The organism is Herbiconiux sp. UC225_62 (assembly GCF_042694625.1).
Classification (GTDB): domain Bacteria; phylum Actinomycetota; class Actinomycetes; order Actinomycetales; family Microbacteriaceae; genus Herbiconiux.
In genome coordinates this window covers 4,094,604-4,110,697 of record NZ_CP170551.1, presented here as the reverse complement: position 1 = coordinate 4,110,697, position 16,094 = coordinate 4,094,604, and the positions used below count along the sequence as shown (strand labels likewise).

General features: G+C 68.0%; 17 protein-coding genes. 8 read left to right on the top strand and 9 right to left on the bottom strand.

Annotated elements, in window-relative coordinates; all coding sequences use genetic code 11:
* Window positions 1-70: 70 nt before the first annotated feature.
* The 4 genes from ACFJGU_RS20030 to ACFJGU_RS20015 form a co-directional block, all read right to left on the bottom strand.
* Window positions 71-1,768, bottom strand: a complete 1,698-nt coding sequence (locus tag ACFJGU_RS20030; protein ID WP_382305991.1) for a cytochrome bc complex cytochrome b subunit — start codon at window positions 1,766-1,768, stop codon at window positions 71-73.
* Window positions 1,765-2,835: a Rieske 2Fe-2S domain-containing protein gene (locus tag ACFJGU_RS20025; RefSeq protein WP_382305989.1), complete on the bottom strand. Its 1,071-nt coding sequence runs from the start codon at window positions 2,833-2,835 to the stop codon at window positions 1,765-1,767. The genes ACFJGU_RS20030 and ACFJGU_RS20025 overlap by 4 nt, the downstream gene beginning before the upstream one ends.
* 63 nt (window positions 2,836-2,898) lie before the next feature.
* Window positions 2,899-3,693: a c-type cytochrome gene (locus ACFJGU_RS20020; RefSeq protein ID WP_382305987.1), complete on the bottom strand. Its 795-nt coding sequence runs from the start codon at window positions 3,691-3,693 to the stop codon at window positions 2,899-2,901.
* A gap of 49 nt (window positions 3,694-3,742) precedes the next feature.
* Entirely contained in the window at window positions 3,743-4,333 is a 591-nt protein-coding gene (locus tag ACFJGU_RS20015) for a heme-copper oxidase subunit III (protein ID WP_092552299.1), read from the bottom strand.
* 165 nt (window positions 4,334-4,498) lie between these two features.
* Here ACFJGU_RS20015 and trpD point away from each other — a divergent pair, with 165 nt between their 5' ends.
* A complete protein-coding gene (gene trpD / locus ACFJGU_RS20010) occupies window positions 4,499-5,551 on the top strand; it encodes an anthranilate phosphoribosyltransferase (protein WP_382305985.1) in 1,053 nt (350 codons plus the stop codon).
* A gap of 8 nt (window positions 5,552-5,559) precedes the next feature.
* Here trpD and glpK read toward each other — a convergent pair whose 3' ends face one another.
* A complete protein-coding gene (glpK, locus tag ACFJGU_RS20005; RefSeq protein WP_382305983.1) occupies window positions 5,560-7,074 on the bottom strand; it encodes a glycerol kinase GlpK in 1,515 nt (504 codons plus the stop codon).
* An 88-nt stretch (window positions 7,075-7,162) separates the two neighbouring features.
* Window positions 7,163-7,933: an MIP/aquaporin family protein gene (locus tag ACFJGU_RS20000; protein WP_382305981.1), complete on the bottom strand. Its 771-nt coding sequence runs from the start codon at window positions 7,931-7,933 to the stop codon at window positions 7,163-7,165.
* Between the two features lie 222 nt (window positions 7,934-8,155).
* Between ACFJGU_RS20000 and dhaK the strand changes: the two genes are divergently transcribed.
* Genes dhaK through dhaM form a run of 3 tightly spaced genes read left to right on the top strand, consistent with a single transcriptional unit; the run spans window position 8,156 to window position 10,527 of the window.
* Complete coding sequence (gene dhaK, locus ACFJGU_RS19995) at window positions 8,156-9,157, top strand: dihydroxyacetone kinase subunit DhaK (protein WP_382305979.1); 1,002 nt, start codon at window positions 8,156-8,158, stop codon at window positions 9,155-9,157.
* Between the two features lie 4 nt (window positions 9,158-9,161).
* Window positions 9,162-9,800, top strand: coding sequence for a dihydroxyacetone kinase subunit DhaL (gene dhaL, locus ACFJGU_RS19990; RefSeq protein WP_382305977.1), 639 nt, complete (start codon window positions 9,162-9,164; stop codon window positions 9,798-9,800).
* A 1-nt stretch (window position 9,801) separates the two neighbouring features.
* The gene (gene dhaM / locus ACFJGU_RS19985) at window positions 9,802-10,527 is read left to right on the top strand and encodes a dihydroxyacetone kinase phosphoryl donor subunit DhaM (protein ID WP_382305975.1); all 726 of its coding nucleotides are present in this window, start codon (window positions 9,802-9,804) and stop codon (window positions 10,525-10,527) included.
* 28 nt (window positions 10,528-10,555) lie between these two features.
* Here dhaM and ACFJGU_RS19980 read toward each other — a convergent pair whose 3' ends face one another.
* A complete protein-coding gene (locus tag ACFJGU_RS19980; RefSeq protein WP_382305973.1) occupies window positions 10,556-10,999 on the bottom strand; it encodes a nitroreductase family deazaflavin-dependent oxidoreductase in 444 nt (147 codons plus the stop codon).
* 3 nt (window positions 11,000-11,002) lie between these two features.
* A complete protein-coding gene (locus ACFJGU_RS19975; protein WP_382305971.1) occupies window positions 11,003-11,560 on the bottom strand; it encodes a hypothetical protein in 558 nt (185 codons plus the stop codon).
* 135 nt (window positions 11,561-11,695) lie between these two features.
* Here ACFJGU_RS19975 and ACFJGU_RS19970 point away from each other — a divergent pair, with 135 nt between their 5' ends.
* Entirely contained in the window at window positions 11,696-12,034 is a 339-nt protein-coding gene (locus ACFJGU_RS19970; RefSeq protein ID WP_382305969.1) for a hypothetical protein, read from the top strand.
* 15 nt (window positions 12,035-12,049) lie between these two features.
* On the opposite strand, the gene ACFJGU_RS19965 is transcribed toward ACFJGU_RS19970, so the two are convergent.
* Window positions 12,050-12,397: a UBP-type zinc finger domain-containing protein gene (locus ACFJGU_RS19965; protein WP_382305967.1), complete on the bottom strand. Its 348-nt coding sequence runs from the start codon at window positions 12,395-12,397 to the stop codon at window positions 12,050-12,052.
* Window positions 12,398-12,537: 140 nt separating this feature from the next.
* On the opposite strand from ACFJGU_RS19965, the gene ACFJGU_RS19960 reads away from it, so the two are divergent.
* From ACFJGU_RS19960 to ACFJGU_RS19950, 3 genes are read left to right on the top strand one after another with little or no spacing between them, the layout of a single operon-like run.
* On the top strand, window positions 12,538-13,311 hold the full coding sequence (locus ACFJGU_RS19960; protein WP_382305966.1) for an SDR family NAD(P)-dependent oxidoreductase: 774 nt from the start codon (window positions 12,538-12,540) through the stop codon (window positions 13,309-13,311).
* Window positions 13,311-13,670: an iron chaperone gene (locus ACFJGU_RS19955; RefSeq protein WP_382305965.1), complete on the top strand. Its 360-nt coding sequence runs from the start codon at window positions 13,311-13,313 to the stop codon at window positions 13,668-13,670. Before ACFJGU_RS19960 ends, ACFJGU_RS19955 begins: the two co-directional genes overlap by 1 nt.
* The gene (locus ACFJGU_RS19950; protein WP_382305963.1) at window positions 13,667-16,084 is read left to right on the top strand and encodes an HAD-IC family P-type ATPase; all 2,418 of its coding nucleotides are present in this window, start codon (window positions 13,667-13,669) and stop codon (window positions 16,082-16,084) included. Before ACFJGU_RS19955 ends, ACFJGU_RS19950 begins: the two co-directional genes overlap by 4 nt.
* Window positions 16,085-16,094 lie beyond the last annotated feature (10 nt).

The following is a 16,094-nucleotide window of genomic DNA, read 5'->3' as shown; positions in this document are numbered from 1 at the left end:
CTCAGGCAACGACGAAGGGCCCGGCGCCGCGAGGTGTGCGGTGCCGGGCCCTGGGTCGGGGGAGGGGGGTCTACTTGAGGCCCGGGCCCTCCTCGAGGGAGTGGTCGGTGCCGTCGCCGTGGAGGCCCTGGGGAGCGTGGCCGTGGCCGTGACCGGCCTCGAGCTCCGTGCGGGATGCCGGGGCGATTCGGTCCTCGAAGAACCACTTCGACATGCGCACCCGGAGGCGGGCACCCGCCGTGATCTTGCCCTGGCTGTTCGGGCGGAGCATGAGCGGCTCGTAGACCTCGTAGTCGAGGAGCTTCCAGCGCTCGTAGTCGTCGACCTGCTCGTGCACCTCGATGTACTCGCCACCGGGCAGACGCACGATGCGACCGGACTCGTAGCCGTGCAGCACGATCTCGCGGTCCTTCTTCATCAGACCGATGCAGACACGCTTCGCGACGAAATAGGCCAGGAACGGACCGAGGATGACCCACGCCTGGATGGCATGCGTCACGCTCTCCAGCGAGAGCTGGAAGTGCGTCGCGATGATGTCGGAGCTGGCCGCGGCCCACAGGCCCGCGTAGAAGGTGACACCCGCCGCGCCGATACCCGTGCGGGTCGGAGCGTTGCGCGGACGGTCGAGGATGTGGTGCTCGCGCTTGTCGCCGGTCACCCAGCCCTCGACGAAGGGATAGATCGCGACGAGGGCGAGAAGCAGCACCAGAGCGACGACGGGCACGATGATGTTGAACGACCAGGTGTGGTCGAGCCAGACGAACTCCCAGCCCGGTGGGATCAGACGCAACGCGCCGTCGGCGAATCCGATGTACCAGTCCGGCTGCGTACCCGCCGAGACGGGAGAGGGGTCGTAGGGACCGTAGTTCCAGATCGGGTTGATCGTGAAGAACGCAGCCATGAGGGCGATGACGCCGAAGACCAGGAAGAAGAATCCACCGGCCTTCGCGGCGTACACGGGGAGGATCGGGTACCCGATGACGTTCTTCTGCGTGCGACCGCCACCGGCGAACTGCGTGTGCTTGTGCACCACGACGAACACCAGGTGCAGCGCGATGAACGCGACCACGAGGGCCGGCAACAACAGGATGTGCAGCGTGTACAGGCGCCCGATGATGGCGGTGCCCGGGAACTCCCCACCGAACAGCAGGAACGAGATCCAGGTGCCGACGAAGGGGATGCCCTTGATCAGGCCGTCGATGATGCGGAGGCCGTTACCGGAGAGCAAGTCGTCAGGGAGGGAGTATCCCGTGAAGCCCTCGGCCATGGCCAGCACGAACAGCGTGAAGCCGATGACCCAGTTGAGCTCGCGCGGCTTGCGGAACGCACCCGTGAAGTAGACGCGGAGCATGTGGATGCCGATGGCCGCGATGAACAGCAGAGCCGCCCAGTGGTGGATCTGGCGCACCAGGAGACCACCGCGGATGTCGAACGAGATCTTCAGCGCCGAGTCCATGGCCGCCGACATCTCCATGCCCTTGAGTGGCGCCCAGGAACCGTTGTAGGTCACCTCGGCCATCGAGGCCTGGAAGAAGAAGGTCAGGAAGGTTCCGGACAGGATGATGACGACGAAGCTGTAGAGCGCCACCTCGCCGAGCATGAACGACCAGTGGTCGGGGAAGATCTTGCGGCCGAACTCCTTGACGACACCGGAGATGCTGGTGCGCTCGTCGATGTAGTTCGCCGCGGCCGCCGTGAAGCCGCCGCTCTTGGCCGGTGCCGGAGTCGCGACCTCGGTCGGGGCATCCGATCTTTCTATCGTGGTCATGAACGCTCCCAGAAACTCGGTCCGACCGGCTCGTTGAAGTCGCTCTGAGCGACCAGGTAGCCCTCGGAGTCGACCTCGATGGGCAGCTGCGGCAGCGGACGCTTGGCCGGGCCGAAGATCACCTGGCACTCGTTCACCACGTCGAAGGTCGACTGGTGGCACGGGCACAGCAGGTGGTGCGTCTGCTGCTCGTAGAGGGCGACGGGGCAGCCGACGTGAGTGCAGATCTTGGAGTACGCGACGATGCCGTCGTACGACCAGCTCTCACGGCCGGGGCTGATGTTGAGGTCGTCGGGGTTGAGGCGCATGAGCAGCACCGCCGCCTTGGCCTTCTGCTCCAGACGATCGGGAGCCTCGTTGAGGCCCTCGGGGATGATGTGGAACACCGAGCCGATGGTGACGTCGGACGCCTTCACCGGGATGCCGGAGGGGTCGAGCGTGAGGCGCGCACCCTTCTTCCACATGGTGTGACTGAGCAGCGTCGCCGGGTCTTCGCTCTGCGGCGCGAGACCGCGGAACAGCACGAGGCCGGGAAGGGGGAAGGCGATCAGCGCACCGATCAGGCTGTTGCGGATGAGGGTGCGACGGCCGAAGCCCGACTCCTTGTCGGCCTCGTCGAAGATCTCGACGGCGCGCGCACGCGTCTCGTCCGATCCCCGGACGGGATGACGGACGTCGATGCCCTCTTTGTCGTACATGATCGCCTTGGCCCAGTGCACGGCGCCGAGACCGATGCCGAACAGCGCCAGGGCGATGCCGATTCCCATGAACAGCGTGTTGAGCCGCACGGAGCCGACGTCGTCGTTCTCGATCGGGAACGCCATGTAGGCCGCGACTGCGAAGACGCTGCCCGCGATCGAGAGGTAGAAGAGCGTGTAGACCGACCGCTGAGCGCGCTTCGCGGCCTGGGGGTCGATGTCGGTGATGCGCTGGCGGTGGGCGGGCTCGCCAGGGTTCGCGACGTCGGACGCAATGACCGCCGTGCTGGTCGAAGCCGTTCGACTCGTCTCGACGGCCGACGAATCGGAAGCGGGGGTCTCTGCCCCGCTCACCTCGTCATGTGCCATTGTTGTCCCTTTCGAGCTGTGCTGGTGTGTGCTGCTGTGCCGGTGTTCACGAGATCCGGACGGCTAATTCGACTTCGCGGTGAGCCAGACCATCAGACCGATGATCGCGCCGAGTCCGAAGATCCAGGCGAAGAGGCCCTCTGCGACCGGCCCGAGCGACCCGAGCTCCACTCCGCCGGGAGACGGGTTGTTCTCGAGGTACTTCAGGTAGGTGATGATGTCGCGCTTGTCTTCGGGCGTCAGGTTGTCGTCGTTGAAGACCGGCATGTTCTGGGGGCCGGTGAGCATGGCCTCGTAGATGTGCGTGGCCGCGACACCGGTGAGCTCCGGGGCGAACTTGCCCTCGGTGAGGGCACCGCCGGCTCCGTGCACGTTGTGGCACATGGCGCAGTTGATGCGGAACAGCTCGCCACCGTTCGTGGCGTCGCCGTCGCCCTGCAGCAGGCTCGGATCGGGGATCGCCGGGCCGGGGGAGATGGAGGCGACGTAGGCCGCGAGAGCCGCGGTCTGCTCGTCGGTGAACTGCGGCGGCTTCTGCATGGCCTGCGGGCCCTGCATCGCCATGGGCATACGGCCCGTTCCCACCTGGAAGTTGACCGCTGCCGCGCCGACGCCGATGAGGCTCGGTCCGTCGGGGGTGCCTTCGAGGCTCATGCCGTGGCAGGTGGCGCAGTTCGCCGCGAAGAGCTTCTGGCCCTCCTCGATCGTCTCCTGGCTGGTGGCGCTCGTGTCGGCCGTGGCGGTGGTCGTGCTGCTGAGGAGCGCGTACCCACCACCCGTGACGACCAGGCCGATAGCAATCAGCAACACAGTCGCCAACGGGTGGCGTCTGTTCGCTTTCCTGCTCTTGCGGGCCATTCTCTCTACTCTCTGTTCGGGACGACGTCGGTGGAACATGACGGATGCGCTACTTCAGCACGTAGATCACGAGGAACAGGCCGATCCAGACCACGTCGACGAAGTGCCAGTAATACGAGACCACGATGATGCTCGTCGCCTCTTTGTGACCGAAGTTCTTGACCGCGAAGACGCGCCCCAGCATGAGGAGCATCGCGATGAGGCCGCCGGTCACGTGCAGGGCGTGGAATCCGGTGGTGAGGTAGAAGGCCGAGCCGTAGGCGCTGCCGTCGATCGTGATGCCCTCGGAGACGAGCGTGGCGTATTCGAGCACCTGTCCGCTGACGAAGATGGCGCCGAAGGCGTAGGCGAGGAACATCCACTCGGTGATTCCCCAGTCGACCGGCTTCCAGCTCGTGCGTTTGGTCTGTCCGCGCTCGGCGGCGAACACCGCGAACTGGCACCAGAACGAGGAGATGACGAGGATGATCGTGTTGACGAGCGCGAACGGCACGTTCAGCGTGTTGGCCTGTTCGGCCCAGGCGCCGGGGTTCGTCGACCGCAGCGTGAAGTAGATCGCGAAGAGGCCCGCGAAGAACATGACCTCGCTGCCCAGCCACACGATGGTACCCACCGCCACGATGTTGGGGCGCTGGACCATGGGGGCACTCTGAGAATGGGTCAATGAGCTGCTCGTCACAGGTCCATTATGTCCGAAATCGTCAGGTGATTTTGCAATTGGGGGACTAGGGCGCGCGGTTCTCGGCGTGTCCCGGCAGGGATACAGGTCGGTGTTCGCCGAGGAGCGCCCAATAAGATCGCTGGTATGGCGCACACGCAATCCTGGCCCGGAATGATCGCTCACCTCCTCGCCGGTGAGGATCTGTCGATCAGCGAGGCGACCTGGTCGATGAACAAGGTCATGGAGGGCGACGTCACCGAGGCCCAGCTGGCCGGATTCCTGGTGGCGCTGCGGGCCAAAGGCGAGACCGTCGACGAGATCGTGGGCTTCCGCGATGCGATCCTGGAGCACTCGCTGCCGCTGGACATCGATCCGCTCGCCCTCGACATCGTCGGTACGGGCGGCGACAGTTTCGGCACGGTGAACGTGTCGACCATGGCGTCGATCGTGGCCTCGGCGAGCGGCGTTCCGGTGATCAAGCACGGCAACAAGGCCGCGAGCTCACTCTCGGGCTCGTCGGACGTGCTTCGGGCGCTCGGCCTCGACATCGACCTCGAGCCGTCGCGCGTGGCCGAGGTGTTCCTGGAGACCGGGATCTCGTTCGCGTTCGCCTCGAAATTCCACCCCGGTTTCAAGAACGCGGGCGTGGTGCGGGCCGATCTCGGCGTGCCGACGGTGTTCAACTTCCTCGGCCCGCTCTGCAACCCCGCTCGCGCCGAAGCCTCCGCCGTCGGAGTGGCTCACCTCGACCGGGTTCCGCTGATCGTGGGGGTGTTCCAGACCCGCGGCGCCACGGCGCTGGTCTTCCGCGGCGACGACGGGCTGGATGAACTGACCACCACCGGCCACAGCCACATCTGGGAGGTGTCGCGGGGATCGGTGAAGGAGCACGACCTCAACCCGCGTGATCTGGGCATCCCACGTGCCTCGATCGAGGACCTCCAGGGCGGCGACGCGGCGCACAACGCCGAGATCGTTCGGCGTGTGATGGGTGGGGAGTCAGGTCCGGTGCGCGACATGGTGGTGCTGAACGCGGCCGCCGGACTCGTGGCGTTCGAGCTGGTGTCCGACCCGTCCGAGGTCGACCGCGGCATCGTGGAGCGCCTGGCCGAGAAGATGGCGATCGCGGCGGCCGCGATCGACTCCGGCGCCGCCTCGAACAAGCTCGACGCCTGGATCGCCGCGACCCAGAAGTAGCCGCGGGGTCACAGCACGTCGGCGTCGACCCAGTCGAGGGTCTTCGTGACCGCCTTCTTCCAGTTGCGGTAGAGGCGGGCGCGCTCCGCTTCGTCCATCTGCGGTTCCCAGCGCGAGTCCTCCTGCCAATTGGCGCGGAGCTCGTCGAGGTTCGCCCAGTAGCCGACCGCGAGGCCCGCCGCGTAGGCGGCTCCGAGCGCTGTGGTCTCGGCCACGACGGGGCGCACGACGGGAACACCGAGGATGTCGGCCTGGAACTGCATGAGCAGGGTGTTGGCGATCATCCCCCCGTCGACCTTCAGCTCGGTCAGCGGCACCCCCGAGTCGGCGTTCACCGCGTCGAGCACCTCCTTCGTCTGGAAGGCGGTCGCTTCGAGAGCGGCCCGCGCGATGTGGCCCTTGTTCACGAAACGGGTGAGGCCGACGAGAGCACCGCGCGCATCCGATCGCCAGTAGGGCGCGAAGAGGCCCGAGAACGCCGGCACGAAGTAGGCGCCGCCGTTGTCGTCGACGGATGCCGCGAGCTCCTCGATCTCGGGAGCGCTCGCGATGAGCCCCAGATTGTCGCGCAGCCACTGCACGAGCGAACCGGTGACCGCGATGGAGCCCTCGAGCGCGTAGTGCGGCGCGTCGTCGCCGAGCTGGTAGCCGAGGGTCGTGAGCAATCCGTTCTTCGAGTGCACGATCTCGGTGCCGGTGTCGAAGATGAGGAAGTTGCCAGTGCCGTAGGTGTTCTTCGCCTCGCCCGCGTCGAAGGCCGCCTGCCCGAATGTCGCCGCCTGCTGGTCGCCGAGGATGCCGGCCACCGGCACCTCGCGCAGCAGCGACGAGGTGTGCACCGTGCCGTAGACCTCCGACGACGACTTGATCGCGGGGAGCATCGAGCGCGGCACGCCGAACACCTCGAGGATGTCGTCACGCCAGGTGAGCGTCGTCAGGTCCATGAAGAGGGTGCGGGAGGCGTTCGTGACATCCGTGATGTGCACGCCGCCGTCGACGCCCCCGGTGAGGTTCCAGGTGATCCAGGAGTCGGTCGTGCCGAAGAGGAGGTCGCCGTTCTCCGCCTTCTCGCGCGCGCCCTCGACGTTCTCGAGGATCCAGACGATCTTGGTGCCGGCGAAGTAGGTCGACAGCGGAAGGCCGACGACATCCTTGAACCGTTCGGGGCCGCCGTCGGCCGCGAACCGGTCGACGATCTCCTGCGTGCGCGTGTCCTGCCAGACGATCGCGTTGTAGACGGGTTCACCGGTGGTCTTGTCCCACACCACCGTGGTCTCGCGCTGATTCGTGATGCCCACGGCCTTCACGTTGTGCCGGGTGATGTTGGCCCGGGAGAGCGCCTGTCCGATGACCTCGCGCGTGTTGTCCCAGATCTCCTTGGGGTCGTGCTCGACCCAGCCCGCCTTCGGGAAGATCTGCCTGTGCTCCAGCTGGCCCTGACTCACGATCGACCCCGCGTGGTCGAAGACGATCGCCCGGGTGCTCGTGGTTCCCTGGTCGATCGCGATGATGTAGTCCGTCATGACACTCCTTCGTAGCGGGACGGCCGTGCGGTGCGAGGGCACAAAAAAGCGGGCCGGTCCACGTCTCTGTGGACCGGCCCGCTGGGTGCTAGGTGAGGAGCGGGAGCAGCACCAGCGCCGACCAGCCGGCGATGAGGCCACCGATGATCGGGCCGACGACCGGAACCCAGGCGTACGACCAGTCCGACGTCCCCTTGCCCCGGATGGGGAGGAAGGCGTGCGCGATGCGAGGCCCGAGGTCACGGGCCGGGTTGATGGCGTAGCCGGTCGGGCCACCGAGGGAGGCGCCGATCGCGATCACGAGCAGCGCCACCGGCAGTGCGCCGAGGGCCGCGAGGCCGCCTTCGCCCTGACGTCCGCCGCCGAAGGCGATCACCACGAACACCAGCACGAAGGTGCCGATGATCTCGGTGACGAGGTTCCAGGCGTACGAACGGATGGCCGGGCCCGTCGAGAACACGCCGAGCTTGGCCGCCGGCTCGGGCTCCTCGTCGAAGTGCTGCTTGTAGGCCAGCCAGACGACGACCGCACCGATGATGGCACCGATCATCTGCGCTCCGATGTAGGCGATGACGGTCACGAAGTTCACGTCGACCGCTGTCGCTTCCGACCCGAACGAGGTCGCTCCGTTCGCCACCAGTCCGAGAGTGACCGCAGGGTTGAGGTGGGCCCCTGACGCGTAGGCGACGATGACACCGGAGAAGACCGCGAGGCCCCACCCGATGGTGACCATCAAGAAACCGCCGTTGAAGCCTTTCGTCCTGATGAGAGCGACGTTGGCGACCACGCCGGTACCGAGGAGGACCAGTAGGGCTGTGCCCACCAGCTCCGAGACGAAATCGATACCAAGATTGTCCACGATGACCTTCCTTCGCACTGTTCGGCCACCCACTGTGACCCCCGGGTGATCGGGTTTGCCCCAACGATATCCCCAGGAAGTTGCCAGGTATATCCCCCAGGCGCCCCGGCGTGGCGCGGATGGGTCTACCGGAGCGCGCGCCGAACGGCGTAGATTTGCACCGGATGGCCCGGTTCGGGCTCCCGTCGCGGGCGACGAACGTCCGATCGAAGGGAAATTTCAATGAAGAAGCTCATCAACGATCCGAAGAACGTGGTCGAAGAGGCCGTCGCCGGATTCGAAGCAGCCCACGGCGATCTGGTCACCGTGTCGCACGACCCGATCTTCATCGCCCGCAAAGACGCCCCCGTGTCGGGCAAGGTGGGCCTGGTCTCCGGCGGTGGCAGTGGCCACGAGCCGCTGCACGGCGGATTCGTCGGCTACGGGATGCTGGATGCCGCCGTCCCCGGCGCCGTGTTCACCTCGCCCACGCCCGACCCGATCCTCGCCGCCACCAAGGCCGTCGACGGGGGAGCCGGCGTCCTCCACATCGTGAAGAACTACACCGGTGACGTGCTGAACTTCGAGACCGCCGCCGACCTCGCCGGTGCCGACGGCATCGAGGTGCGCACGGTGATCGTCGACGACGACGTCGCCGTCAAGGATTCCCTCTACACCGCAGGCCGACGCGGTGTGGCCGGCACCGTCTTCGTGGAGAAGATCGCCGGAGCCGCTGCCGAGCGCGGAGACGACCTGGCCGCGGTGGCCGCCGTCGCCGAGAAGGTGAACGCGAACGTGCGCACGATGGGCGTCGCTCTGACCCCCTGCGTCGTGCCGCACGCCGGCGAGCCGAGCTTCGAGCTGGCCGACGACGAGATCGAGATCGGCATCGGCATCCACGGCGAACCGGGTCGTGAACGGATCAAGCTCGAACCGGCCGACGCGATCGTGGACCGCCTGCTCAGCCCGATCCTGGAGGACCTGCCCTTCGCCTCCGGCGACAAGGTGGCGTTGATGGTCAACGGCATGGGCGGCACCCCGCAGGTGGAGCTCTACATCGTCTACCGGCACGCCGCCCAGGTGCTCGCCGATCGCGGCATCGAGGTGACACGCTCGCTGGTGGGCAACTTCGTCACGTCGCTCGAGATGCAGGGCACCTCGATCAGCGTGCTGAAGCTCGACGACGAGCTCACCGAGCTCTACGACGCACCCGTACAGACGGCAGCCTTGCGCTGGGGAAGGTAGACGAATGAGTTTGGGCATCACCTGGACGACGGACTGGATCAGGCAGAGCGCGCGCGTCGTCTCGGAGCACCGGGTCGAACTGGTCACCCTCGATCGAGCGATCGGCGACGGCGACCACGGCGAGAACCTCGACAGGGGCTACACCGCCGTCATGGCCAAGCTCGACGACCTGCCGCCGGACTCCGCTCCGGGTGATGCCCTCAAGATGGTGGCGACCACGCTGATCTCGACGGTCGGTGGCGCATCCGGACCCTTGCTCGGCACCGCATATCTCAAGGCTGCCGGCGCTGTCGGCGCGGAGAAGGAGCTCGACGGCGCGGCCGTCGTGGCCCTGCTCACGGCCGCGCGCGACGGCATCGTGCTGAGAGGCAAGGCGGAGCCGGGCGACAAGACGATGATCGACGCCTGGACGCCGGCGGTGGAGGCCGCCGGAGCGGCGCTCGCCGCGGGCAAGAGCGAGGCGGAGATCCTGGATGCCGCCGCGACCGCCGCCGAGGCGGGCGCCGTTGCGACCGAGCCGCTCGTGGCCCGCAAGGGTCGGGCGAGCTACCTGGGAGAGCGGGCCATCGGGCACCGCGACCCCGGCGCCCAGTCGTCGTCGCTCATCATCCGTGCGGCGGCCGACGCCGCGAAGGGCGCGTAGCGTGCCGGGCACGCCGGGCCGGGTGGGAGTCGTCTTCGTCTCGCACAGCTCGCTGATCGCCGAAGGCCTGGTGGATCTCGCGCGTCAGATGGCGGAGGGCGCGACCTTGGTCGCGGCCGGCGGCACCGACGAGGGCGGCATCGGCACGAGCTTCGAGAAGGTGAGCGCGGCGATCTCCGAGGCCGATTCCGGGTCGGGCGTCGTGGTGCTCTGCGATCTCGGATCGGCCATCCTCACCGCCGAGACCGCGCTCGACTTCCTCGACGACGAGGTGCGGGCCCGGGTGCGGATCGCGTCGGCGCCGCTCGTGGAGGGCGGCGTCGCGGCGGCGGTGGCCGCGGAGACCGGGGCCGATCTGGCCGGCGTGCTCGCTGCGGCCGAATCGGCGAACGTCGAGAAGGAGGCGGAGAGTGACGTGGCTCAGGGAGAGCCCGACGCGACCGTCTCGGCGGGCCCAGGTGGCGCATCCGGGAACCCGTCTCGAACGGTGACGATCATCAACAAGGACGGCCTGCACGCCCGGCCGGCCGCCGAATTCGTGAAGCTCGCCAACACCTTCCCGGTGAAGGTGACCGTCAACGGCAAAGACGCGAAGAGCCTGCTCGGCATCATGTCGATGGGGCTGGTCAAGGGCTCGACCGTGGAGGTGGCGAGCGAGGACCCGTCGGCCCGGGAGGCCGTGGATGCTCTGGCCGATCTGATCGAGACCGGGTTCGGCGAGGCCTGAGGCGGAGTCTGACGCCGAGTCTGCAGCCTCAGACCACGTCGATCGGCTCCAGCACGAAGACCGGGATCTCGCGATCCGTCTTGCGCTGGTAGTCGGCGTAGTCGGGGTAGGCCTCGACGGCCCGCTCCCACCAGAGCGCCTTCTCGGCGCCCGTGACCTCGCGAGCGAGGTAGTCGCGCTTGACCGGACCATCCTGCAGTTCGACGTGCGGGTTGGCCACGAGGTTGTAGTACCAGACCGGATGCTTCGGAGCGCCGCCGAGGGAGGCCACCACCGCGTACTCCCCGTCGTGCTCGACGCGCATCAGCGGGTTCTTGCGGAGCTTGCCGCTCTTCGCCCCCACCGAGGTGAGGATGATGACCGGCATGCCACGGAGCGTGGTGCCTTTCGTACCGCCCGATCCCTCGTAGGTCTCAAGCTGCCGACGCGCCCAGTCCGACGTTCCGGCTTCGTATTCTCCTGACAACGGCATAGCTCAGAGTACCGCGCGGGTCGCGCCGTCGATCTCGAGGGTCTCGGGCAGGATGTCGCGTTCGATCGTGGTCGCCAGCGGCTTCTCCTTCACGAACACCAGGAGCACCAAGGCCACCAGCACCAGGGGGACGCGGCGCTCCACCATCACGAAGAGCACTTCGGCGACGAGCCTGCCGAGGGTGAGGCTCAGGATGACGGGGGAGTTCCAGTCGTAGATGGTGCCGCCCCGAGTGGTGAGGAGCACGAGTCCGGTGGACGCGACGGCGAGCAGACCCAGCGGACCAGCGACGCTCGACAGCGCGAACACGCCGCCCATGACGCCCATGTACGTGCCGCGCTCGCGGGCGGGCACGACGTCGGCGATGATCGCCTGGGAGAGTCCGCCGCCGCCGAGGCCCGGCACGGCGCGGCCGGCGATCAGCCAGGTCATGTCCTGCGACATCCCCCGTTCACGGAGCCGTAGGAACAACGCGATCGCGCCGATGAACAGGCTCTGACGGCCGATGAGGTCGCCGAGCTTGCCGTACACGGCGGGTGAGGGCTCCCGCGGGCGGTGCACGACGCTTCCGATCCGTGCGAAAATCGAGTCTCGGGGGATGTCGCAATCAGCCGATCGAAAGGGTCGAAAGCCACCATGGCCAGCAGTGCAGGAACGAAATGCCCGGTCTGTGGGAAATCGGTCGCTGTGGGATTGGTGTCGCAGACCCTGATCCAGCACGAGGACAAGACCGGACAGCGCTGCCCGGGCAGCGGGCAGGCACCCGTCGTGTCGGCGGCTCGCGCGGCAGCGGCGACCCGCGCGGCCGGCCGGCCGTCATCGGGCACCTCCACCTCGCGCTCCTCGGGAGCGACGGCCGCGAAGAAGACCAGCCCCGCCACGAAGGGCTCGCTGACGGTTCGCAAGGTCGAGGTCGACCCGGAGGCCTTGCGCGAGCGTCAGGAGCGCGCCGAGCGTCTGCGCCAGGAGCGCGCCGCGGCCGCCCGGGAACGCAACGAGGTCAACGTCTCCTACTTCGACGAGCCCGGGGTCTGAGCGCGCCGGCTCCGATCAGTTGAGCTTCTCGCGCCAGTCCGGCGGCACGGCGCCGTCGGGGCCGGGCGCGGGCTGGCTCTCGGGGTGCGAATCCGGAGCGGCCAGCGCCGGTCCTTCGGCGTAGTCGGCGGTCTCGTAGTCCCAGAACCAGTCCTCGCCGGGTTCGAACGACTGGATGACCGGATGCCCGGTCTCCTCCGCGTGCCGACGCGCGTGCTGGCTGACGGAGGAGTCGCAGCAGCCGATGTGGCCGCATTGGGCGCAGCGGCGCAGGTGGAACCACCAACCGCTGCTCTCGGTGCACTCGACGCAGCCCGTTCCGGACGGCGGGACTTCGGGTCGGATCGCGGTGTCGCTTGCCATGCACCAAGCATCCTCTGCAGCGCTCGGCTGTGCAATTCCTCGAGTTGTGCACATTCGTCGTCGCCTCTGGCACGACGGCTGTTGCTCCGATACCTTCAGAGCCAACCCGCCGTGTCGGGAACGGAGACGAGGGAGATCGGATGAGTGAACTGGCGGGCAAGACCGCTCTCGTCACTGGGGCGAGCAAGGGGATCGGGCTGGCGATCGCGCGCGCGCTCGTCGACGCGGGCGCGGTCGTCGTGGCGGCGTCGCGATCATCGTCCCCCGAGCTCGATGCACTCGTAGCCGGTGGCTCGGCGCGATTCGTCGCGGCCGACCTGTCGTCGGTGGAGGCCCCTGCGGAACTCGCGTCGGCGGCGGGTACGGTCGACATCCTCGTCAACAACGTCGGAGCGGCCACGTCGCGGGTGGGTGGTTTCCTCTCGGTCACCGATGAGCAGTGGCAGAATTCGCTGACGCTCAATCTCCTGGCCGCGGTGCGGATGACGCGGGCGGTTCTGCCGGGCATGCTCGAGGCCGGCCACGGCACGATCGTCACCATCGCGTCGGTGAACGCCCTGCTGCCGGATCCGGCGGTGATCGACTACGGGGCGGGCAAGGCCGGGCTGCTGAATGCGATGAAGTCGCTCTCCAAGGAGTACGGTGGCCGCGGCATCCGGGTGAACTGCGTGAGCCCCGGGCCGGTCGAGACCGATCTGTGGCTGGGCGGCGGGGGAGTCGCCGAGACGGTGTCACGGGCCAGCGGTCTCGCACCGGCCGAAGTGGCGAGCGCGGCGGTCGCCGGCTCCGCGACGCAGCGCTTCACGCATCCGGAGGAGGTGGCCGACCTCGTGGTGTTCCTCGCGGGCGACCGGGCCGCCAACCTCACGGGCGCGAACATCACCATCGACGGGGGATTGGTGCAGGGTCTCTGATGGTGGAGCAGCAGTTCGCGTCCGTCGACGACTACATCGACTCCTTTCCGGACGACGTGCAGCTTGTGCTCTGCGAACTGCGCCGGACGATCCGTTCCGAGGCGCCGGCGGCACGCGAGAGCATCAGCTACCACATGCCGACCTACACGACCGGCGACCGCCCGCTGGTGTTCTTCGCGGGGTGGAAGACGCATGTGGCGCTCTACGCGATTCCCACCTTCGACGGCGACCTCGAAACAGAACTCGCGCCCTACCGCGCCGCCAAAGACACGTTGAAGTTCTCGCTGCGCAAACCCGTGCCCTATCCGCTCGTCAGCCGGGTGGTGCGCGAACTGGTGCAGGGAAGGGGTGGGTCGTGAGCACGTCCGACCTGATAGCGCCGGCCGCCGGCCTGACCGCCGCCGAGGTCGAGTCGCGCACCGCGGAGGGGCGCACCAATGCCTTCGTGCCCGACAGCAGCCGCAGCATCTGGAGCATCCTGCGGGCCAACGTGCTCACGCTCTTCAACGGCATCGTCGTGGCCTGCTTCCTCGTGCTGTTGATCATCGGGCGCTGGCAGGACGCCTTGTTCGGCGTGAGCGCGCTGGCCAACGCGGTCATCGGCACGGTGCAGGAATACCGGGCGAAGCGGGCGCTCGACCGGCTCGCCCTGGTCAACGCCCCGCACGCGCGGGTGCTGCGCGACGGCGAGGAGCAGGACATCGCCATCGGCACAGTGGTCGAGGGCGACGTGGCCGTCCTACGCGCCGGCGACCAGATCCCGGCCGACGGAGCGGTGTTCTCCTCCCTCGGGCTGCAGGTCGATGAATCGATGCTCACCGGGGAATCCGAGCCGGTGGAGAAGACGCCGGGCGACGAGGTGCTCTCCGGGTCGATCGTCGTGGGCGGCGAAGGTCGGGCGGTGGTCGTGCGGGTCGGTGCGGCGTCGTTTGCCAACACGCTGGCGCAGGAGGCGAAGCGGTTCTCGCTCGTCGCCTCCGAGCTGCGGTCGTCGATCAACCGGGTGCTGCGCTGGGTGGCCTGGATCATCGGCCCGGTCTTCCTGCTCGTGCTGAACGCGCAGATGGTGGCCCAGGGCGGCTGGGGTCCGGCGATCGAGAGCGGCACCTGGCGCGATGCGGCGGTCGCCACGATCGCCTCCGTGGTCGCGATGATCCCGCTGGGGCTGGTGCTCATGACGAGCATCACCTTCGCGGTGGGGGCCGTGAAGCTGTCGCGGCAGCAGGTGCTGGTGCAGGAACTGCCGGCGGTGGAAGGGCTCGCCCGCGTCGACCTGATCTGCCTCGACAAGACCGGCACGCTGACGCAGGGCGACATCGTATTCGACGGGGCGCATCCGCTGGTCGAACGGCCGGGATGGGAGGAGGTGCTCGCGTGGTACGGGGTGCAGAACGACGCGAACGCCACCGCGCGGAGCCTCGTGGGATCGTTCACGTTGCAGCCCGCGAGTGCTCCGTCGGGGCGAGTGGCGTTCTCATCGGCCCGCAAGTGGAGCGCCGTGGTGTTCGATGACGGGATGTGGATCCTCGGGGCGCCGGAGATGGTGTTCCCACAGGGGAGCGCCGAGTTGCTGTCGCGCGCCTCGGAGCTGGCGGCGTCGGGCCGCCGCACGCTGGTGCTCGCCCACGGGTCTCCGACCGACGACGAGACGGTGCCGGCTGACGCGGAGGCGGTCGTTCTCCTGACTTTCCGCGAGAACATCCGGCCGGACGCACGGGAGACGCTCGACTACTTCGCCGAGCAGGGCGTCAGTGTGCGCGTGATCTCCGGTGACAACCCGCAGACGGTGGCGGCGATCGCGCGGGACGTCGGTCTCGACGCGCCCTCCGGTTTCGACGCGCGCCACCTGCCCGACGACCAAGGCGGTCTGATCCGGGTGCTCGACGAGAACGTCGTGTTCGGGCGGGTGACGCCCGACCAGAAGAAGCGGATCGTCATCGCGCTCAAGACGGCAGGGCACGTGGTGGCGATGACGGGCGACGGCGTCAACGACGCGCTCGCCATCAAGGAGGCCGACATCGGAGTGGCGATGAACTCAGGGGCGGCGGCCACGAAAGCCGTTGCGCGGCTGGTGCTGCTCGACGGGAAGTTCTCGCACCTGCCCCGGGTGGTGGCGGAGGGGCGGCAGGTCATCGCGAACATCGAGCGGGTGTCGATGCTCTTCCTCACCAAGACGGCCTACGCGACGTTCCTCGCGGTGGTGTTCGGGGCCTTGATGCTGCCGTTCCCGTTCTTGCCCCGGCAGCTCTCCGTCATCGACGGGCTGACCATCGGGTTGCCGGCCTTCTTCCTCGCGCTGCTGCCGAACAAGCAGCGGTACGTTCCGGGGTTCCTGCGGCGGTCGCTGACCTTCGCCGTGCCGGCCGGCGCCGTGGTCACGCTCGGCCTGTCGCTGTACGCGCTCGCCGGATCGGCGTGGAGGATTCCCGAGGCCGAGATCCGCACGGGTGCGACCCTGATCCTCACCATCGTGGGGTTGTGGATCCTCGTGGTGCTGTCACGGCCGGTCACGCGCTTCAAGTCGTTCGTGATCGGAGCGATGATGATCGGGCTGGTGCTGGTGTTCTCGATCCCGCTGGTGCGCGACTTCCTGCAGCTCGTCGATCCGACCTTGCCGACCGCCGTCCTGGTGCTGGTGGTCTCGGCCGGGTCGATCGGGCTGATCGAGATCGTGCGCTTCGTGCACCGGCGCGTGGCGGCTCGGGACTCCCTCCGCGCGACCGAGGAGCGGGCCGCGGCGGTGGCCCGAGCGGAAGACGGCGTGGAGGGTTGAGCGCAGGACC